Annotated in this window: 12 protein-coding genes; 6 read left to right on the forward strand and 6 right to left on the reverse strand. The window is 52.5% G+C overall.

Going from position 1 to position 15,698, the window contains the following annotated elements; all coding sequences use genetic code 11:
* Positions 1 to 5: 5 nt before the first annotated feature.
* From HV345_RS03095 to HV345_RS03110, 4 genes are read left to right on the forward strand one after another with little or no spacing between them, the layout of a single operon-like run.
* Positions 6 to 872, forward strand: coding sequence for a carbohydrate ABC transporter permease (locus tag HV345_RS03095; protein ID WP_181626906.1), 867 nt, complete (start codon positions 6 to 8; stop codon positions 870 to 872).
* Positions 873 to 1,700 (forward strand): carbohydrate ABC transporter permease, encoded by an 828-nt coding sequence (locus HV345_RS03100; protein ID WP_016154601.1) that lies wholly within the window; start codon positions 873 to 875, stop codon positions 1,698 to 1,700.
* Positions 1,701 to 1,711: 11 nt separating this feature from the next.
* Positions 1,712 to 3,295, forward strand: coding sequence for an alpha-glucosidase (locus tag HV345_RS03105; protein WP_181636236.1), 1,584 nt, complete (start codon positions 1,712 to 1,714; stop codon positions 3,293 to 3,295).
* Positions 3,279 to 4,337 (forward strand): glycoside hydrolase family 130 protein, encoded by a 1,059-nt coding sequence (locus HV345_RS03110; protein WP_047499179.1) that lies wholly within the window; start codon positions 3,279 to 3,281, stop codon positions 4,335 to 4,337. The genes HV345_RS03105 and HV345_RS03110 overlap by 17 nt, the downstream gene beginning before the upstream one ends.
* A gap of 210 nt (positions 4,338 to 4,547) precedes the next feature.
* On the opposite strand, the gene HV345_RS03115 is transcribed toward HV345_RS03110, so the two are convergent.
* The 4 genes from HV345_RS03115 to ebgR form a co-directional block, all read right to left on the reverse strand.
* Entirely contained in the window at positions 4,548 to 5,981 is a 1,434-nt protein-coding gene (locus tag HV345_RS03115) for an amino acid permease (RefSeq protein ID WP_016154598.1), read from the reverse strand.
* Positions 5,982 to 6,046: 65 nt separating this feature from the next.
* The gene (locus HV345_RS03120) at positions 6,047 to 6,496 is read right to left on the reverse strand and encodes a beta-galactosidase subunit beta (RefSeq protein ID WP_016154597.1); all 450 of its coding nucleotides are present in this window, start codon (positions 6,494 to 6,496) and stop codon (positions 6,047 to 6,049) included.
* Positions 6,493 to 9,585, reverse strand: coding sequence for a beta-galactosidase subunit alpha (gene ebgA, locus HV345_RS03125; protein ID WP_181636237.1), 3,093 nt, complete (start codon positions 9,583 to 9,585; stop codon positions 6,493 to 6,495). The genes HV345_RS03120 and ebgA overlap by 4 nt, the downstream gene beginning before the upstream one ends.
* 207 nt (positions 9,586 to 9,792) lie before the next feature.
* A complete protein-coding gene (ebgR, locus tag HV345_RS03130) occupies positions 9,793 to 10,776 on the reverse strand; it encodes a transcriptional regulator EbgR (protein ID WP_181636238.1) in 984 nt (327 codons plus the stop codon).
* Positions 10,777 to 10,985: 209 nt separating this feature from the next.
* On the opposite strand from ebgR, the gene HV345_RS03135 reads away from it, so the two are divergent.
* A complete protein-coding gene (locus tag HV345_RS03135; RefSeq protein WP_016157522.1) occupies positions 10,986 to 11,318 on the forward strand; it encodes a tRNA-binding protein in 333 nt (110 codons plus the stop codon).
* 90 nt (positions 11,319 to 11,408) lie between these two features.
* Here HV345_RS03135 and ygjG read toward each other — a convergent pair whose 3' ends face one another.
* Positions 11,409 to 12,788 carry a putrescine aminotransferase gene (gene ygjG / locus HV345_RS03140; RefSeq protein WP_049259762.1) on the reverse strand — a complete coding sequence of 460 codons (1,380 nt, stop codon included), beginning with the start codon at positions 12,786 to 12,788 and terminating at the stop codon, positions 11,409 to 11,411.
* A gap of 430 nt (positions 12,789 to 13,218) precedes the next feature.
* Here ygjG and HV345_RS03145 point away from each other — a divergent pair, with 430 nt between their 5' ends.
* On the forward strand, positions 13,219 to 14,739 hold the full coding sequence (locus HV345_RS03145; RefSeq protein ID WP_016154592.1) for a PAS domain-containing methyl-accepting chemotaxis protein: 1,521 nt from the start codon (positions 13,219 to 13,221) through the stop codon (positions 14,737 to 14,739).
* Positions 14,740 to 14,791: 52 nt separating this feature from the next.
* Here the strand turns inward: HV345_RS03145 and HV345_RS03150 are convergent, their stop codons facing one another.
* Positions 14,792 to 15,466 (reverse strand): PadR family transcriptional regulator, encoded by a 675-nt coding sequence (locus tag HV345_RS03150; RefSeq protein ID WP_161623113.1) that lies wholly within the window; start codon positions 15,464 to 15,466, stop codon positions 14,792 to 14,794.
* Between the last annotated feature and the right edge of the window lie 232 nt (positions 15,467 to 15,698).

Genomic DNA, 15,698 nt, shown 5'->3' on the forward strand with positions numbered 1-15,698 from the left:
AAAAAATGGCTGGATATGAATCCCGCACCGGAGGCCTGTTGGCCTCCACGTGGATCGGTTATTCGTTGCTGTTCTGGTTTTATCCGCTGTGCTGGCTGGTCGTGCTTAGCGTGACGAACTGGCAATTTATTGGCACGCCGACGTTTAGCGGATTACAGAATATCATTGGCGTGTTTCATGACGCGTTATTCTGGCAGTCGATGTGGAACGTGTGCCGTTTTTTAATGTGGTATATCCCGATTGTCTTTCTTGCCTCGCTGCTGTTTGCCGCGGGATTACGAAAAATTAAGTACGGGAAAAGTTTTATTGCCCTGAGCTTTTTACTGGCGAATATCTCTTCGGGGGTGGCCTATTCCATAGTCTTTGCAAAACTGTTCAGCGAATACGGGCCGGTCAATCAATTTTTACAGACCAGTTTCGGCATCTCTGTACCCTGGTTTACCAACCCTGACTGCGCCATGTTATCCATTGCGTTAATTGTTACCTGGAAATTCGTTGGTTATTACGGGCTGATTCTCTATTCCGGGATGGTGGCGATCCCCGCGGATATTTACAGCGCGGCGCAGTTGGATAAAACCGGGAAGTTTAAGCAAAGTTGGGCGATTACCCTGCCGATGATGAACGCGCAAATCGTGATGGTGATGGTGCTGGCGATTACCGTGGCGTTCAGCATCTTTACCGAGCCGTATCTTATCACCGGCGGTGGACCGCTCAACAGCACCACCAGTCCGATGGTGGTGATGTATGAAGTGGCGTTCCAGAAAATGAAGCCAACCTGGGCGGCGACCATGTCGATTATCGTTGCGGCATGCAGTTTCCTCGCCATCTGGGTCTTCCGCAAAGTATTCGAAAAACATATCGAGATTGTGTGAATGAAGAAACTGACTCCCTTAACGCTGCTCATTCACGCCGTGATGTTTTTGCTGGCGCTCACCTGGCTCTATCCTTTTATCTGGATGGTGATCTCCTCGTTGAAACCGACGGCGCAAATCTACACGACCGGGCTGTTTTCCGGTCATCTGACGCTGGAGAACTACGCTTTTCTGTTCGATAACAGCAACCGGGCGGACAAACCTTTTTTGCGCACCCTGGTTAACTCGCTGTTCGTGTCGCTCACCATTACCGTCTGCGTCACGCTGACCTCAATGCTGGTGGGATATGCCGTCGCGAAAACCGAGTTTCGCGGCAAAAATGCGTTTCGCAATCTGTTGATTGTGCAGATGGTTTTCCCGGTCTTTATGTTCATCATTCCACAGTTTGTCCTGATGCGTGAACTGGGGCTGATCAACAGCTACGGGGCGATGATCCTGCCGTATGCGATGAGCGCCTGGGGCATTTTTATGGTTTCGCAGAGCTTTAAAGGCACGCCGAATGATTACCTGTACGCCGCAAGGCTCGATCACGCCAGCCTGTGGGGGATCTTGCGGCATGTGATGATGCCGCTGAATAAATCCATTCTGGCGATTGTCGCGCTGTTCACCTTTTCCAGCTCATGGGACAACTTTCTCTGGCCGCTGATCGTGATGCGCGAGGTGGACAAAATGCCGTTTTCGGTGCTGCTCGCCACCTTCAGCAAATCCTATGGCATCTATCTGGGACCGGTGCTGGCGGGGTCGGTGGTGCAGATGCTGCCAATCGTTGTCCTGTTTATTCTGTTCAGAAAATACTTCCTCGAAGGCATGTCGTTATCACTGAAATAAGGAACGTGACGGTGAAAAAGCAACCGTGGTGGCAGGCGTGTACCTGCTATCAAATTTATCTGCCTTCGTTTTGCGACGGCAATAACGACGGGCTGGGCGATTTTCCGGGCCTGATTTCCCGGCTGGATTATTTGCAGGCGCTGGGCATCGGCGCGGTGTGGATCACGCCGTTTTATCCCTCTCCGCTGGTGGATAACGGCTACGATATCAGCGATTACTGCGCCGTTGACGCCCGTTTCGGCACTCTCGACGATTTTCGCCGGGTGGTTGACGGCTGCCACGCCAGAGGCATTCGGGTGATTATCGATCTGGTGGTCAATCACGTCTCCTCAGAACATCCCTGGTTTTGCGATGCGTGGAATAATCCGGACAGCCGCTATCGTGATTATTTCCTTTTTCGCCGCCAGCCGAATAACTGGCGTTCTTTCTTTTCCGGCAGCGCGTGGACCGCTGAGCCAGACACCGGCGAGTTTTATTACCATAAATTCGCGCCCGGCCAGGTGGATCTCAACTGGGCCAACCCGGCGGTGGAACAGGAAATTTACCGGGTAGTGGATTTCTGGGTTACGCAGGGGGTGGACGGCTTTCGCTTTGACGTCATCAACTTTCTTACTACCGACGGCATTGGGCCTGATAACCCGGAAGAGAACGGCGAGCAGCGCCATGAATTTGACGTTAATCAGCCGCGACTCCCGGAGACGCTGCAACGGCTATGTGCCCATGTTCGGGCGCAGGGTGACTATTTCCTGATTGGCGAAATCGGCAGCGAAGACCCTGACGTGCTCAGCCGCTATCAAAGTCCGCAGCTGATGGACGTGGTGTTTAATTTTAATATCGGCAGCCAGAAAACCTTTGATGTTTCCCGTCTTTTCAGCCAGTTAAAAACTACGCTGGCTGCGCAGTCGGGTTTACCGACGCTGTTTTTCTCCAGCCATGATATGTCGCGGATGATCAGCCGCTTTGGCGAAAACGAGCGCGATACCGGGCGGGCGCTGGCGGTGTTGGCGTTCCAGCTAACGGTGAGCGGCGTGCCGTTTATCTTCCAGGGCGAAGAGCTGGGGGTGACCGACTACCGTCCGCAAACGGCAGAGCAGCTTTTTGATATACAGGGAAAAACCCATTACCGCACCGCCCTTGCCGCAGGCAGCAGCCCACAGCAGGCGCTGGCGCTGGCTATTGAACATTCGCGGGATGGTTCGCGCGCGCCGCTGCCCTGGCGCGACGCCCCCTTTGGCGGATTTTCCACCGTCGCGCCGTGGATGCCCGTCGGCGGCGATATCGCCCTGATTAACGCGGAGCGCCAGCAGCAGGATGAGACATCGTTCTGGCATCAGTACCGACTGCTTATCGCCCTGCGCCGCCGCGTTGCGGCGCTGCATCAGGGACAGCAGGACTCGCTTAACCTCACTGACGAATGCGTCTGGTTTACCCGTTCGACGGCGGCGGAGCAGGTCTGGGTCGCCATCAACTTTGGTGCGCCCGTTCGCAATCCGTGGCAGGAGATTGAGGCTGAAGTGCTGTACGGAGAGGACGCGCAATGGATTGGTAAGAATCAATGTTTGATCAAAAGGAGAGTACATGGACAGGCACAGTAAAAACCCGTTGATTACCCCGGCGGACGTGACGCCTTCACTGCCCGGCAGGAAGGTCGATTGTGTTTTCAATGCTGGCGTAACGGAGTGTGACGGGGAGATCGTTTTGCTGCTGCGGGTGGCGGAAAGCGTGATCAATTCCGACCCGCAGCAGCGTGTCGTACCGCTGTTGGAAAAAACCGATGCGGGCTGGGTACAGGCCACCGCAAGTTTCGATCGTCGCGATGAACGCTATGATTTCAGCGATCCGCGGGTGATCGTGCTGAAAAGCGATCCGGCGCGGGTGTGGCTGACCTCCATGTCGCATCTGCGTCTGGCGCGCAGTCGCGACGGGGTGAACTTCCGGATTGACAGCCAGCCGTTTATCATCGCCGATACGCAATATGAAGAGTTCGGCTGCGAAGATGCGCGGATCACCCGCATCGATGATACCGCGTACATCAACTACTCGGCGGTGTCGTCGCTGGGGATTTCTACCGCGCTGGCGGTGACCAAAGATTTTGTCACGGTGGAGAAAAAAGGGTTGATCCTCTGTCCGGACAACCGCGACGTCTGCTTTTTCCCGGAAAAGATCGCCGGTAAATATCACGCCCTGACCCGTCCGGCCCCGTGCCACTTCGGTCATCCGGAAATCTGGATCTGCGAGTCGCCGGATATGTTGCACTGGGGCAACCATCGCCACCTGCTGGGACGGTCCGGCGATGCCTGGGACTGCCGTAAATCAGGCGGCGGCGCGCCGGTATTAAAAACCGATCGCGGCTGGCTGGAGATCTACCACGGTGTGGATGCCGATCAGCGCTACTGCCTTGGCGCGCTGCTGCTGGATCTCAACGATCCGACCCATATTTTGGCGAAATCACCGGTACCGTTGCTGGAGCCAGATGCGCCCTACGAGCGCGAAGGCTTCTTCGGCAATGTGGTGTTCACCTGTGGGGCGCTGATCCGCGATGAGACGCTGCACGTCTGGTACGGCGCTGCGGATGAGTGTGTGGCGCTGGCGACAATGCCGCTGGACAAACTGTGGCGGCATCTGGGGGTTAAATAAATGCCGCAGAGTGTCCTGGGTTGCTAAACCTCCTTCTGGCAGGGGGGCGATTCACACGTTGCGGCCGCTGGTGGACGAATCTTTGCTGCAAATAATGAAAATACACAACAGACTTGCAGGGCAATAAATGCCCTGCAAGTCTGTATATTTAATTTCACATTGTATTTCAGGTGAGCAAGAAAACAGACAGCTCTAATCGTTATTGATATTTTAATTAATATCTGACGCGGGAGCCGCCTCAATAGCTTTTTCTTCTTTGGTTAGCCCTTTGATGTATTTACTGTATTTCCACCAGGCAAAACCGAGGAAAATAACAATCCCCCCGACGTTATAGAAAATAATGGTCATGATGTTACCACCGGTCGGGAAGGTCGAGGCAATAAACCCGATGGTGAAAAGGACAATCAGCATCGATACCACAATAATGCCGGTTTTTTGCGAACCCATACGGAAGTCGCGCGGTAAGTGGTCCAGTTTTGCGCGCAGATTCAGGTAAGCCAGCATAATAAACAGCGGCGGCAGCATCGATGCGGCGGCGGTCATGTTGATGATGGTGTTCATTAAATCCTGCACGGTATTGGAGCCGAGCGTTGGGATAATCATCAGCGGGATAACAATCAGGAACTGAATCCAGGCTGCGCGGGCCGGAACGCCGTTTTCATTCAGTTCGACGGTTTTTTTACCGAAAATTCCCGCCGGAATTTCAGAGAAGAAAATTTTCACCGGCGTTGCGGTCCACATCAGCAGAGAGCCGAACATCGCGGTAAAGGAGACCAGGCCAACAAAGCGGTTAACGATCAGTTCCGGCAGGCCAAAGTATGCCGCCAGGCCGTGGAATACCTGTACCGAACCACCGGTAAATTTCAGCTCTTTGCTGCTCACGAAGACGTTGATCAGTACCGAGGAGATGGAATAGAGCACGCCGATAAAAATCCCGGCAATGATAATGACCTTCACGAACGATTTTGACCCGCCCTTGACGTCGTTGACGTACACTGCCACTGACTCCGCACCGCCTGCCGCCATAAAGATCCAGGTGGTGATACCGAGGAAGGCCCAGTTAAAATTCGGGATCATTGCGTCTACGGTGATAGGGTCAGCAGGCTGTACGCCGCCAACCAGCGCAGTACCCGCCAGCAGGATGTAGGACAGGGTCAGCAGCAGCATCAATGTGGAGGTGACCGAAGTAATCGGTCCTAACATTTTTGCGCCGTTGGTCGAAACCCAGGTGGAGAAGGCAAACAGCACCATACTTAATACAGTGGTTGCGAACGGCGTCAGAATGTATTCGTAGCCTAAAAAAGCATATGAGGCGTAGGCGATAACACGGGGTAACAGCGAGGTAAAAAAGAACAGGTTAACGAACCAATAGGTGTAGGCGGTAATAAATGCCCAACGTCCGCCCAGCGAACTTTTCACCCATGCATAGACACCGGCTTCGGAGTTTTTATTCAGCGAAACAAATTCAGCGATGATTAAGCAGAACGGAATAAAGTAGAAGATCGTCGCGAGGAAAAACATCGGTGCGGATGCCAGACCCAGCTCAATATTATTGTTGATAACGTTATTAAAACTATAAACCGCGGCAAAGGTGAGTGAAAGTAAGCCGAACTTGCCGATGGTATTACGTTTGGTATCAGACATAGCACATCTCCGATTCCTGATTATTATAGGGTACTGGCGGCGCAACGTCGGCGCCGCCTGTGTTTTTATTTATTATGAAAATAACCATCTTCGATGGTGACTTTGAGTACGACTTTCTTCACTGCGTTATTACAAATAAAACGATAGGCTTCATGGTTGTCACAAATAACCATTTGTCCTTCGCGCACTTCTACGGTTTTTCCACAGCCTTTCAGATATTCGCGATCGGTTTCATCGCGATAATATTCAACCACCTGGAGATCCTCTTTGGCGGCATACTCTATTTTTTGCTGTCCTTGCAGGTAGTAATGGATCTCAAAATAACGACGATGACCGGTAAACAGCGCATCGGTCGCGGAGTCTGTCTCCACGCGATAGCTCAGGGAATCACCGATAGAGTGGGCGACGCCTGGTTGAATATTATCAATATTTTCAATCGCTTCGACGCAGCGCTGCCACTTCTTCCCGGATGCGTAAATTTGTTGGAACTGCGCTAAGTTGTCGATGATCCTCATTTTGTATTCTCACTGTGCAAATTCGTGGAAAAGAACCCGGTACCAAAGACGCGGCTGGCGGCGGTTTGAGCGCTAGATTCGCTACCGGAAACCGGCAACAACGTGAAGCCGTAGCTGAACGAACGGAACCAGACGCGCCAGGAATCAAGCACCTCGCTTCCCCACGAGTTGGAGCCTAAGCCCAGCACCTGGTGGTCCAGATTCAGGGTGATGTCATCGCTGCGCTGCAGCGCATTACAGTGCTGTGCGGCAAAGATATTTTCTGGCGTATAGCGCCAGGCGCTCAGGTTGACAGGGCGCTGCGGAACCACCAGCAGACCGTTGCCGTGGCGGTTGGTTAGCGTTGCCCAGCGCACGTCCTGACGATTGCCGTTGTTTTGCGGGAACGGATAGTTTTCGAACATCTCATCCACGCTACTGCGCCAGAAATCGATGATGTTGGCCTGCTGGCTATCGGCATAGTTTTCACCGGGACCACGTCCGTAATACGCCACCTGCCCCAAATCGCCGTTGATGCCCATCGTGAAGCCGATGCACGGAATAATGTCCCGGTACTCGCCGTAAGGCTGGCCGGAAAGCTCCACGTTCAACTGACCGTCTGCGGCAATCCGCCAGCGGTAGGTACAGCGCATACCGAAATCAAATACCGGCGGGGCGATAATCGTCTGGCTGGTTATCAACAGCGCGTCATCGGTTTGCTCAATGGCAAAATCGCGCAGATGCTCCTGCATAATCTGTAAATGATTTGGTTGCCAAAGGCCTTCGAACTCTTGTTTGTGGTTATCAATGGTTGGTTTGAAGAAATTAATCTTCGGCTCGCGGGTAATCAGCTCCTCACCGTTAAGGGTCCAGCTAATGGGCTTACCGTTCAGTTTTGAGAAGGTCAGAAGGAAGTTATAACCGCGTATGGTGCAGCTCTGGCGGCTGTCTTCCAGCGTCAGAGGGGTAGCGTTTTTCAGGCTAAACGGTACGGCAGCCGCCGTTTTGGCCTTCAGCGGGAACTGATAAGTCGCGATGTGGTGCCCGGCTTCGCTGTATAACGTGCGGGAATCCTTCGTCACGATGACGTTGAGGAACGCTTCGCGCGCATCCAGCTCCGGCAGTGTGCATTGCACGAGGGTATCGCTGTTAGGAGGGACGTCGCGCAGTTTTATCTGCTGAGCAGAAAGCGTATCTCCCTCGGCGCGAACCTCAATATGCAAGGTGTAGTCGTCAAGCGTGGTAAACCACAGTTTGTTTTCTACCCGTAGCTCGCCGCGAGCCAGATCCTGTGCGCGTACTTTTACTGGCGCAATCACCTGCTTGTATTCCTGCAGACCCGGCCCCGGGGTTTGATCGGAATAAATCAGGCCATCAAGGCAGAAGTTGTAGTTGTTCGGATAGTCGCCGTAGTCGCCGCCATATTTGTACCAGACGTTGCCGTCGTCATCTTTGGCCTGAATCCCGTGATCGCACCACTCCCAGACATAGTGTCCCTGAATGCAGTCATGCTGATAAAAGACGTTCTGATATTCCGTAAGCCCGCCGGGACCGTTGCCCATGGCGTGAGCATATTCGCAGATGATGCGCGGCTTAGGATGTGGATATTCGCCAAACTCATTCATCAGCGGCACACGGGTGTACATGGTGGAGATGATATCCACCACTTCGGCGTCACGATCTTCTTCGTAATGGATCAGACGCGTGTCATCCAGCGCTTTCGCGGCGTGATACATGGCGCGGATGTTACAGCCGTATCCGGATTCGTTGCCGAGCGACCAGATGACGATCGACGGGTGGTTTTTTTGTGCATGGATGTGGCGCACGATGCGCTCAACGTAGACGTTTTCCCACAGCGGATCGTCGGTTATCCGGCTGATATCGCCGATATTGGCGAAGCCGTGAGATTCAACGTCGGTTTCGGCCATCACGAACAGACCGTAGATATCGCACAATTCATAGAAGCGCGGATCGTTCGGGTAATGGGCGGTACGCACGGAATTGATGTTGTGCTGCTTCATTAACAGCAGATCTTTTTCAACGCGATCCATGCCAACCGCGCGGCCTTTAAGATGATCGTTATCGTGACGGTTAACGCCATGCAGCATCACGTAGCGGTTATTGATGTAAAACAGACCGTCGCGAACTTTGATATCGCGGAATCCGACCCGCTGTGGCACGACCTCAAGGAGATTGCCGTTGGCATCTTTCAGCGTCATCACCAGATGATAAAGATACGGCGATTCCGCTGACCACTGCTGCGGCGCGCTAACCTTGAAATTAAAAGCGGTGCGGGTGTGTTGATCCACTGCCAGATTGTTAATCACGCCGCTATGCAGCGCCTGCTCACCGTCAAACAAGGTGTATTCGAGTGACGCCATCGCTGGCGTGGAACCCAGGTTTTCCAGCGCAATGTCGCAGGTGAGGATGGCGTCGCGATAGTCATCATCGAACTCGGTGCGAACGGTAAAATCCTGAATATGGGTCGCCTGTTTGCCTACCAGATAGACGTCGCGGAAAATTCCCGCCGACCACCACATGTCCTGGTCTTCAACGTAAGTGGAATCAGCCCATTGCATTACGCGAACGCACAGCAGGTTGTCACCGGTCTTTACCACCGCGCTGATATCAAATTCAGCCGTCAGGCGGCTGCCTTTGCTGAAACCAACGTACTGACCATTCACGTAAACTTCGAAGTAGGTTTCTACGCCATCAAATTTAATCAGCGTTTGTTTGCCCTGCCAGCCTTCGCTGAGGGAGAAAATGCGCTGGTAGGCTCCGGTGGGGTTATTGGTTGGAACGTAGGGGACATCAATCGGGAAAGGAAAACCTTCGTCGGTATACTGCAGTTTGCCATGTCCTTCCATCTGCCACATGCCGGGGACGGTGATGCTGCCCCAGTCATTCATCAACTGCGACGTAAAGATTTCCGGCACCTGCAGCGGATGCTCAAAGAACTGAAAATTCCACTGACCGCTTAGCAACTGAAAGAGGCTGCTGGTTTCGCGGGCAAACGAGCGAGCCTGCGCAACGGAGTCATAAGAGAAAAAATATGCGCGTGGCGCCAGTCGATTTTCGTGGGTGAGCTGAATGTTTTCCCAGCGATTCATAAGGCCTCCCGGTGGAGAAAAATCGGAACCATTCATTGTAATGGTGAGTAAGTGTAATTGATGGTGATTTTAGTAAAAATTTTACTAAAATATAGCGAGTGAGGTGATTTACTTTAACTGGATCACGAAAATAATGGGGGCGCAGAAAATAATGCATGACAATGCGCGCCCGGCATCAGAAGAAACCGGGCGTGTTTACTGGGGATTTTAGCGGGTGGTGCCGCGCAGTTTCAGCTTGCTGGGAACAAAAACCAGCAGAGGAAGCGCACGCCCGTCGCGGGCTTTCTCAAACAGCAGGTTGACGCCCTGACTGCCCATCATTTCTGAATGGATGCGGACGGTGGAAAGCGGAGGAAAGGTGAAGCGCGCTGTCGGGATATCATTAACGCTAATCAGCGAAATGTCCTGCGGAATGTTCAGGCCACGCTCGTGAATGGCGCGCAGAACGCCAATAGCAATCGAGTCTGAAGCCACAAACAGGGCACCGGGATAGTCGGCTTTCGCCAGCATTTTTTTGGCCAGTTCATACCCTGATGAACTGGAGAAACCGCCGCGATAGATGTCCTGTTCAGAAACGACCTGCTGCAGACGACCGTATTCGACAAACGCGGCTTCACGGATATCTGCCTTGCCGGGTTCGTCTTCACCGCCGATGAAGCCAATGCGAGTGACGCCCTGGGCGATGAAGTAGTCGATGCTCTCTTTACTGATGCGGGCCAGATCGATATCGACGGCGTCATATTCGCTGCCGGGTTCATGGAAATCGATAAAGCAGATGTTGTCGGTAAGCGCTGCTGCTGCATTACGCAAAGCCGGAGAAGGCTTGCCGACAATAAGAATGCCGGTAATGTTTTTGCTCTCCGGCAGCCCACTGTGCTCATAGCAGTTGGTCAGTTCGATCCCCAGCTTCTCACACTGGGTTTCTATTCCGTGACGGATAGCGAGATAGTAAGGATCGTTGATTTCCAAATCCTGCTGGTAGCTGTAGAGCGCCAGAATATGCTGGGGGCCGAGCGCGCTGGTCTGGTTTTTACGAGCACTGCTGGTTTTGTACTCCAGTTTTTCCGCGATCTCCAGAATGCGATGCTTGGTCTCTTCTTTTACATTTAGCGTGGGGTCATCGTTTAAAACCCGGGACACTGTCGCCAGGGACACGCCAGCTTCGATTGCGATGTCTTTAAGTGTTGCCATGTTTGCCTTTTCCCTGAGTTACCTGCGCATTGTAAATGAAGTGCTTATCTATTCATCTGTTTTCAGTAAAAAAAGTACGTTTAATTGACATGCCTGGGGTAAAACTGGGCTTTCAGAGTGTGATGACTACGTCATTTTCCCGCTTTTGAGAACCATGCCAAGAAAATACTTTGCTAGTATTTAGTAAAATTTTACCAAAGGAGAACACAATGGATACCGTCGCATTTGCTGATTTTGCCCGAATGGAAATACGTGTTGGAAAAATCGCACAGGTAAAGCGCCATGACAATGCTGATAAGCTGTATATCGTGCAGGTGGATGTGGGAGAGCGTACGCTGCAAACCGTGACCAGCCTGGTGCCTTATTACAGCGAAGAGGAGTTGATGGGGAAAACGGTGGTGGTGCTGTGTAATCTGCAAAAGGCCAAAATGCGCGGGGAAACGTCAGAATGCATGTTGCTGTGCGCTGAGACGGACGATGGCAGCGAAAGCGTGCTGCTGACGCCAGAACGCCTTATGCCTGCGGGTGTGCGGATTGTTTAAGTTGTGCTAATTGCCGGATGGCCGCTACGCTTTTATCCGACCTACATTTGATCCCGTAAGCCTGAGATGCGCAGCGCCATCCGACCTGTATTACACCTGCTCCACGCTCACCCGTAATGCTGCCAAGGCTTTGCGTGTCGATCGCAATACCAGATCGCATTGCTCGATCGTTAACGTTAACGGCGGTTCGATACGGATCGTCTTTGCATTGTTTAGCGTGCCGGCAACCAGTACCCGCTGGCGGAACATCTCACTGGCAAAGTTGTAGCCGATTTCATTATCGACAAACTCAATTGCCATCAGCATGCCTTTACCACGTACATCATGCACCAGGTCTGGGTACTCCCGTGCAAGCTGGCGGAAACCATCCAGCAACATATCGCCTTTCTGCTCCGCCTGAGCCGGTAAATTTTGCTCCAGCAGGACGTTAATGGTGGCTAACGCAGCCGCACAAGCGAGCGGGTTGCCGCCAAACGTGGTGGTATGCAAGAAGGGATTGTCGAACAGAACGGAAAACACCTCTTCAGTGGCAATAGTTGCGCCAATTGGCATCACGCCGCCGCCCAGCGCTTTGGCCAGACACATAATGTCGGGCTGCACGTTTTCGTGCTCACAGGCGAACATTTTGCCGGTACGACCCATGCCGGTCTGCACTTCATCAAGGATCATCAGCGCGCCAAACTCATCGCAAAGTTTACGCACGGCGGGCAAATACCCTTGCGGTGGCAGGATCACGCCCCCTTCACCCTGGATAGGTTCGAGGATCACGGCTGCGACGTCGTCACCGGTCTTTTTACACTCGCTGAGCATGGTGCGCATCGCGTTAATATCGCCAAACGGCACATGGCGGAAACCCGGCAGCAGCGGCATAAACGGTTTGCGGAAGGTTGATTTAGCCGTGGCGGACAGTGCTCCCAATGATTTGCCGTGGAATGCACCGCTGGTGGCAATGAACGTAAATTTACCGCGCGGCGATTGATACGCTTTCGCCAGCTTCAGAGCGGCTTCAACCGACTCGGTCCCGCTGTTACAGAAAAAACTGTATTTCAGTTTACCTGGCGCCAGCGCGGCGAGGGTTTTTGCCAGCATGGCCCGCAGAGGGTCAAGTAGCTCCTGGCTGTGCAGAGGTTGTTTCGCGAGTTGATTCTGTACGGCGGAAACCACGACTGGATTACGGTGCCCCACGTTGAAAATTCCAAATCCACCCAGGCAATCGACGAACTCCTGCCCCTGGGTGTCGACAAGCGTATTCAGGCTTCCCGCTTGCCACTCTACGGCTCCGTAATCCCCGCCTGCAGTTACAGATTTTCGATACTCTAAGAACCCCGGATTGACATGCTCCTTGAAGTATTCAATCACCTCTCGGTTTAATGATTTCATTTCCTCATGATCAAGCGTGCGCTTTTCGATGAGATTCAGTGCGTGTGCGCTGCAGGCCAGGGCCGATGCGCTGGAAGGTAACCTGTTCAAAATATGCTCCCGGAGCTCGCGTATCACATGATACTGATTTAAGTATTGCAGTGATTGCGCCATTCCGGCGCGCTTAGCAAAAATCGGGATAAACACCAGGAAAAATCTCATTCACGCAACATTTAATGCTGATGTTTAACATTTGCTGGTATTTTGCCCAGGTTAAGACCGCGAAAACAGATCGGAAAAGCACTTTTCTGCGCTAAAAGTGAGCAATATTTGCACTGTGACGGTGCGTTGGTAGACGTGTAGTTGAATAGTTACTGAGTGAAAGTATTTTAAATCAATGGATTAGAATGCGTACAGATTTTGAGGTTTAATCGCAAATTGCGATCTAAATCAAATTTAACAACTAAAGATAAAAAAATTATCGCCGAAATAACATAAGCCGAAAGAGTTAACAACCAGATAACCTGCACAGGACGCAATCATGTCTTCTCATCCCTACGTTAGTCAGCAAAATACACCGCTGGATGATGATATCACCCTCATGTCGACCACCGATTTACAAAGCTATATCACCCACGCGAACGATACCTTTGTCCAGGTCAGTGGCTATCAACTGAATGAATTGCTCGATAAGCCGCACAATCTGGTTCGTCATCCGGATATGCCAAAAGCGGCGTTTGCGGATATGTGGTACACCCTGAAACAGGGCGAGCCATGGAGCGGGATCGTGAAAAATCGGCGTAAGAATGGCGATCACTACTGGGTAAGGGCCAATGCGGTGCCGATGGTGCGGGAAGGTCGTGTCACCGGATATATGTCGATTCGTACCCGGGCCACTGACGAGGAGATTGCGGCGGTAGAGCCTTTATATAAAGCGCTGAATGAAGGGCGTTGCAACCGACGTATCCATAAAGGACTGGTGGTACGCAAAGGCTGGCTGGGTAAACTCCCGGCGCTGCCGATTCGCTGGCGAGTGCGCAGCGTAATGGCAATTATGTTTATCGTACTGGCGGCCGCATTACAGCAAATGGGCGCCGAATGGCCGTTACTGCTGATAAGCGCGCTGGTGATGATGTTGGGAACGGCTATTTTCGAATGGCAGATTGTGCGTCCTATTGAGAATGTCGCTCGTCAGGCGCTAAAAGTGGCGACCGGTGAACGAAACAGCGTGTCGCATCTTAACCGCAGTGATGAACTGGGCCTGATGCTGCGAGCGGTGGGGCAACTGGGGCTAATGTGCCGTTGGCTCATCCATGATGTCTCCAGTCAGGTGAGCTGTGTGCGCAGCGACAGCGAAACGCTGGCGAAAGGCAGCGATGATTTAAACAAGCATACGCAGCAGACCGTAGAGAACGTGCAGGAAACGGTGACCACCATGAATCAGATGGCGGCATCGGTGAAGCAAAACTCAGAGACCGCCGCCGCGGCCGACAAGCTCTCCATTGCAGCCAGCAGCGCGGCGACGCACGGCGGCGAGGCGATGGATACCGTCATCAAAACTATGGACGATATCGCCAACAGCACCCAGCGGATCGGCACCATTACCACGCTGATTAACGATATTGCTTTCCAGACTAATATTCTGGCCCTGAACGCCGCTGTTGAAGCCGCACGGGCGGGTGAGCAGGGGAAAGGGTTCGCCGTGGTGGCGGGAGAAGTGCGTCATCTTGCCAGCCGCAGCGCCAGTGCAGCCAATGATATCCGCAAGCTGATTGATGCCAGCGCCGATAAGGTGCAGTCCGGATCTGACCAGGTTCACGCCGCAGGGCGCACGATGGATGATATTGTGGCGCAGGTGCAAAACGTGACGCAGTTGATCGCCCAAATCAGTCACTCAACGCTGGAACAGTCAGATGGTCTTTCGAGCCTGACCCGCGCAGTGAATGAATTAAGCAACATTACGCAGAAAAACGCCGAGCTGGTTGAAGAGAGCGCCCAGATTTCCGCGATGGTGAAACATCGCGCTGGTCGTCTGGAAGATGCAGTCACGGTGCTGCATTAATATTAACGATAAAGGCGGAACGCAGGGCAAACGCGTTCCGCCTGTCTGTAGATTAATCCAGTTGAGTAATATCCAGCGCAGCGCGATCGATAATACCGATGATTTTTTTGATCTGCGCATCGCTGGTATCACCATGATTGACCCGTAGGTCCAGCACGGCTTTGAAGTTCTCCAGCGCGCGTTTCATCTGCGGGTTCTTGCGTAATTCAAAACCCACGCAGCGGGCTTTAATACGTTCGTGGATATGTTCCAGATGCTCACGGTTTTCATCCAGCCACTGCTGGCCCTGGGTTGTGATCGCAATCTGTTTACGCCCACCTTCCTCGTCGCTGATAGTGATCAGCTCTTGATCCTGCAAGAAATCCAGCGTCGGATAGACGACGCCCGGGCTCGGGGTATAGTTGCCCTGAGTCAGGGTTTCAATCGCTTTAATCAGCTCATAGCCGTGGCTGGCGTCGCGGGTCAGGATATCCAGAATGACCAGGCGTAATTCTCCGTGACCGAAGAAGCGCTGGCGACGACCGCCGCCGCGACCGTGGCGGTGTCCACAACCCTGTTCGTGGTGATGTTCTTTGTTGCAGCCTTCATGGCGATGTTCTTCACCTTTGCAGCAACCTGCATGGTGTTCGTTGTGGCGGCCTTCGTGGTGATGTCCTTCACCCTTGCAGCAGCCTTCGTGTTGGTGCTCTGTATGCTTGCAGCAACCCTCATGATGGTTTTGCATCATCGTCTCCTGATGTGTTTTAGATATATCTAATTTATATCTAAATATTGTTTTGGTGCAAGGCTATAAAATATTTTTTATTTAACTTGATGATTTTTATCTTTTTTAAAGGCGTGCGTTAGTCAGTTAATCAGAAGTCGACTATATCAAAAAAGTGCTTGCAATCTTGCTGATTAGCAATCATTATCATTTAAAAATTAATTTAGATATATCGTATTATCTTTCCGAAGGCGAA

The sequence above is a fragment of the Citrobacter sp. RHBSTW-00986 genome, from assembly GCF_013783065.1.
Taxonomy (GTDB): domain Bacteria; phylum Pseudomonadota; class Gammaproteobacteria; order Enterobacterales; family Enterobacteriaceae; genus Citrobacter; species Citrobacter braakii.